Raw genomic sequence first — 5034 nt, 5'->3', positions numbered from 1 at the left:
CGCCGCCGGCGCGGTGCCCACGTCGGACTGTCTGCGCACGGGCGCCGAAGCCGGTGCGGCGGCGGCCCGGGACGCCGGATTCGGCGCCGAACCGGCCGGGATCCCGTCCGCGGAGAGAACACCGATGCTGGCCACCGGTGTCCGGTGGCTCCCGCCGCACACCCCGGACGACGACGGCGCCACCCAGTTCGTGGATCTCGCCCGGGACGCGACCGTCGCCGACGTCCGCAAGGCCGTCGGTGCGGGCCTGGACTCGGTGGAGCACGTCAAGCGCTACACCACCATCGGCACCGCGCACGACCAGGGCCGGACGTCGGGGCTGCTCGCGTCCGGCATCATCGCCGACCTGCTGGGCGCGGACATCGCCGAGGTGGGCACGACCACGTTCCGCGCCCCGTACACGCCGGTGACCTTCGCCGCGCTGGCCGGACGGGATCGCGGCGAGCTCTACGACCCGGTCCGGGTGACCGCCATCCACGACTGGCACGTCGCGCAGGACGCGCCGTTCGAGAACGTGGGTCAGTGGAAGCGCCCGTGGTACTACCCGCGTGCCGGGGAGGACATGGACACCGCCGTGCTGCGGGAGTGCCACGCCGTGCGGACGGGCGTGGGCATCCAGGACGTCTCCACCCTCGGCAAGATCGACGTGCAGGGCCCGGACTCGGCGGAGTTCCTCGACCTCGTCTACACGAACAAGATGAGCACCCTGAAGGTCGGCCGCATCCGGTACGGGGTGATGTGCACCGCCGACGGCATGGTCTTCGACGACGGCACGGTCATGCGCACCGACGAACACCGCTACCTGATCACCACCACGTCCGGCGGCGCCGCCGGGGTGCTGGACTGGCTGGAGGACTGGCTGCAGACCGAGTGGCCGCACCTGCGTGTGCACCTGACCTCGGTCACCGAGCACTGGGCCACGATCGCGCTGGCCGGGCCGAGGTCCCGGGACGTGCTGGGGCGGGTGACCGAGGACATCGACCCGGACAACGAGAGCTTCCCGTTCATGTCCTGGCGCACCGGCACGGTCGCGGGCCACGCGGCGCGGGTGTGCCGGATCAGCTTCTCCGGCGAACTCGCCTTCGAGATCAACGTCCCCTGGTGGCACGGGCGTGCGGTGTGGGAGGCGCTGATCGACGCGGGGGCGGGCGAGGACATCACGCCCTACGGCACCGAGACCATGCACGTGCTGCGCGCGGAGAAGGGCTTCCCCATCGTCGGGCAGGACACCGACGGCACGGTCACGCCGCACGACCTCGGCATGAGCTGGGCGGTGTCCAAGAAGAAGGACGACTTCCTCGGCAAACGCTCGTTCACCCGCCCGGACACCGCCCGCACCGACCGCAAACAGCTCGTCGGGCTGCTGCCCGTCGACACCGACCTGGTCCTGCCGGAGGGCGCGCAGCTGGTGGCCGACGCCGAGCTGCCCGAACCCCCGGTGCCGATGCTCGGGCACGTCACCTCCAGCTACCGCAGCGCCCCGCTCGGCCGCGGCTTCGCGCTGGCCCTGGTCAAGAGCGGACGCGAGCGCCTCGGCCAGACCGTCTACAGCCCCGTCGGCGACCGGCTCGCCGCGGTGACGGTCACCGAACCGGTCTTCTACGACAAGGAAGGAGCACGTCGTGACGGTTGACATCAGCGCACCGCGGCGCACCGCGGAGAGCCCGTTGGCGGCCCGGGCCACACAGCTGGCCACGGCGACGGCGGCCGACCGGGTCCGGATGCGGGAGGTCGGCTTCACCACCCAGCTCGACCTCCGCCTCGACCCGAAGAGTCCCGCCGCGGAGCGCGTCGGGACGGCCCTGGGCGTCCTGCCCCCGCACCAGCCCGGCGAGGTGGCGGTCGCGGGCGAGCTGGCCGTGCTCTGGCTCGGTCCGGACGAGTGGCTCGTGCTCGCGCCCGAGGGCGAGTCCGAGCGGCTCCAGGACGTGCTGCGCACGGCGATCGGCGACGAGTTCGGTTCGGTCACCGACGTCTCGGGAAAGCGCACCGTGCTGGAGATCTCCGGGCCGGACACCCGTGACCTGCTGGCCAAAGGCTGCGCGGTCGACCTGCACCCGCGTGCGTTCGGCCGGGACCGGTGCGCGTCGACCATGCTCGCCCGGGCCCAGGTCGTGCTCGTGTGCCGGGACGTCGACACCCCCGTGTTCCGGGTGCTGGTGCGCTCGTCGTTCGCGCGCTACCTCGCCGACTGGCTGACCGACGCGGCGGCCGAGTACGGAGGCGCGTCGTGACGATCAGCGTCTTCGACCTGCTGTCGGTGGGCATCGGGCCGTCGAGTTCACACACCGTCGGCCCGATGCGCGCCGCGGGCACCTTCGTCGCGCGACTCCGCGAGCGGGACGCTCTGGCGGAGGTGGCACGGGTGCGGGCCGAGCTGTTCGGCTCGCTGGGCGCGACCGGGCACGGCCACGGCAGTCCGAAGGCGGTGCTGCTCGGTCTCGAAGGTCACGACCCCGAGACCGTGGACCCGATGGCCGTCGCCGCGCGCGTCGAGGAGATCCGGGCGACGCACCGCCTCCGGCTCGACGGCACGCACGACATCCCGTTCCCGGTGGACCGGGATGTCGTGCTGCACCGCCGGAAGAACCTGCCGCTGCACCCGAACGGCATGCGGTTCACCGCCACGGACACCGCGGGCGCCGAGGTGCTGTCGGCGGTGTACTACTCGGTGGGCGGCGGTTTCGTCCTCGACGACGACACCACGTCCGACACCACGGCCGACACCACGGCCGACCCGGCGGCCGGGGACCCCTCGGCCGGGCCCCGGATCACGGCGGACACCACCCCCGTCGCACACCCGTTCAGTACGGGGGCGGGACTGCTGGAGCGCGCCGCCGGGACCGGCCTGCCGATCAGCGGGCTCATGCTGGCCAACGAACTGTCCTGGCGCGACGAGGACGCCGTGCGCCGGAGGTTGTTGCACGTCTGGGAGGTCATGCGGGAGTGCGTGCACAACGGCTGCCGCAACACCGGCGAGCTGCCCGGAGGGCTCAAGGTCGCCCGCCGGGCGCCCGACCTGCTGGCGGCTCTCGGTGCCCAGGACGACCCCCTGGAGTGGGTGACCCTGTTCGCGCTCGCCGTCAACGAGGAGAACGCCGCGGGCGGCCGGGTGGTCACCGCCCCGACCAACGGGGCGGCCGGGATCATCCCCGCCGTGCTGCACTACTACACCCGGTTCGTGCCGGGCGCCGACGACGACGGGGTCGTCCGGTTCCTGCTCACCGCCGGGGCGATCGGGGTGCTGTTCAAGGAGAACGCCTCGATCTCCGGCGCCGAGGTCGGCTGTCAGGGCGAGGTCGGCTCGGCGTGCTCGATGGCCGCGGCGGGCCTGACCGAGGTGCTCGGCGGGACCCCACGCCAGGTCGAGAACGCCGCGGAGATCGCGTTGGAACACAACCTCGGCCTGACCTGCGACCCCGTGGGCGGACTCGTGCAGATCCCCTGCATCGAACGCAACGCGGTCGCCGCGGTCAAGGCGATCACGGCGACGCGGATGGCGTTGCGCCGGGACGGCACCCACCACGTGCCGCTGGACAAGGCCATCAAGACCATGCGGGACACCGGCCGGGACATGAAGGTCAAGTACAAGGAGACCGCACGTGGCGGACTCGCGGTCAACGTCGTCGAGTGCTGACGCGGCGAGCACACAGGGCTGTCCTGCGCCGGTCAGCCGGCATGATCCTGCTCCCGGACGATCGTCAGCAGCGCGTCGCGTGCCCGGGCCACCCGGGAGCGGATCGTGCCGACCGGGCAGGCACAGATCTCGGCGACCTCCGCATAGCTGTAGCCGAGGACCTGGGTCAGCACGAACGCTTCCCTGCGCTCGGGATCGAGCTGGGCGAGCAGGAGCCGGGTGTCCACGTCGGCCTCGAACCCGGCGGAGCGGCTGGCCCCGCCCCGCGGGTCGTGCTCGGCCACCGTGTCCCACTCCTGATCGGACAGGCGAGGCCGGGCCTGCGCACGGCGGATACTGTCGACGACCACGCGACGCGCGATGGCGAGCAGCCACGTACGGGACGAGGACCGTCCGGCGAAACGCGGCAGCGCCCGGACCGCACGCAGGTAGGTCTCCTGCGTCAGGTCGTCGGCCCTGCCGCTGCCGTCGAGGTGAACGAGGAACCGCCACACGTCCGCCTGGGTGGCACGTACCCAGGCCGCGAACGCGGCATCGTCACCGCGTGCGGCGGCCAGCGCCAGCCGCGTGATCGCGGCGTCGTCGCGGTGTCCGTGCGCACTCACACCCGGTTACCCTAGCCGAGGGGCATGGAACCCGGCAGTCCTGATATCCGACCATTGTCCCGTGGACTGCGTACACATCCGCGACGCCCTCTCGGCACGCCTCGACAACGAGGCGGAAGGTCACGACCCGCACGAGGTGGACCGGCACCTGCGTTCCTGTGTGGCCTGCCGCTCGTGGTGGGCGGAGAGTGGCAGGCTGCATCGGGCGATGCGACTGACCGAGGCACCACCCGTGCCCGATCTGAGCGATCGCGTGCTCGCCACCGTCCGGCCTCGCCGACGCGGTCGCCACCGCGCCGTGCGCGTGGCACTCGGTGTCGTCTCACTGGCGCAGACCTGCCTCGGTCTCGCGCAACTCCTGGGGCTCGACGTGGCACACGGAATGCACTCCGGTGCCGGTGCCGCCCACCTCGGAAACGAGAGCGCCGCGTGGAACCTGGCCGTCGGGATCGGCCTGTTCTGGACCGCGATACGTCCGCACTCGGCCGGCGGGCTGCTGCCCGCGTTGGCCCCGTTCGCCGCCGTCCTCGGCGTGGTGTCCGCCGTGGACCTCCACGGCGGCACCGTCGGCGTGGGCCGTGTCCTCTCCCACGGCATCCTGCTGGCAGGACTCTGCCTGTTGTTCGTGGTGCACCGGCAGAGTCGGACGCGGGGTCCGGCGCCCACCTCCGGCACCACGGCACCGGACCCCGGTGTCGGCGCGGACACCGCGGCACAGCGGTGGGAGCACGTCCGGCCGATCACCTCCGCACAGGGCGACCGCCCGCGACGACTGCCGTTCGCCAGGCGCCG

5 protein-coding genes are annotated in these 5034 nt (G+C 72.6%); 4 read left to right on the top strand and 1 reads right to left on the bottom strand.

What is annotated here, in order from left to right:
* The 3 genes from SACHA_RS0101850 to SACHA_RS0101840 form a co-directional block, all read left to right on the top strand.
* Positions 1-1633 (top strand): glycine cleavage T C-terminal barrel domain-containing protein (locus SACHA_RS0101850; RefSeq protein ID WP_332253515.1); only part of this gene is annotated, 1633 nt, incomplete at its 5' end.
* Positions 1623-2234, top strand: coding sequence for a sarcosine oxidase subunit gamma (locus SACHA_RS0101845; RefSeq protein WP_019806748.1), 612 nt, complete (start codon positions 1623-1625; stop codon positions 2232-2234). The genes SACHA_RS0101850 and SACHA_RS0101845, both read left to right, overlap by 11 nt.
* The gene (locus SACHA_RS0101840) at positions 2231-3637 is read left to right on the top strand and encodes an L-serine ammonia-lyase (RefSeq protein ID WP_019806744.1); all 1407 of its coding nucleotides are present in this window, start codon (positions 2231-2233) and stop codon (positions 3635-3637) included. The genes SACHA_RS0101845 and SACHA_RS0101840 overlap by 4 nt, the downstream gene beginning before the upstream one ends.
* Before the next feature lie 32 nt (positions 3638-3669).
* Here the strand turns inward: SACHA_RS0101840 and SACHA_RS0101835 are convergent, their stop codons facing one another.
* Entirely contained in the window at positions 3670-4242 is a 573-nt protein-coding gene (locus SACHA_RS0101835) for a sigma-70 family RNA polymerase sigma factor (RefSeq protein ID WP_019806743.1), read from the bottom strand.
* Between the two features lie 61 nt (positions 4243-4303).
* On the opposite strand from SACHA_RS0101835, the gene SACHA_RS19825 reads away from it, so the two are divergent.
* A partial coding sequence (locus SACHA_RS19825) for a zf-HC2 domain-containing protein (protein WP_019806742.1) occupies positions 4304-5034 on the top strand: 731 nt, incomplete at its 3' end.

Source organism: Saccharomonospora halophila 8 (genome assembly GCF_000383775.1).
Lineage (GTDB): Bacteria > Actinomycetota > Actinomycetes > Mycobacteriales > Pseudonocardiaceae > Saccharomonospora > Saccharomonospora halophila.
This window is presented reverse-complemented; position numbering and strand designations above follow the sequence as displayed.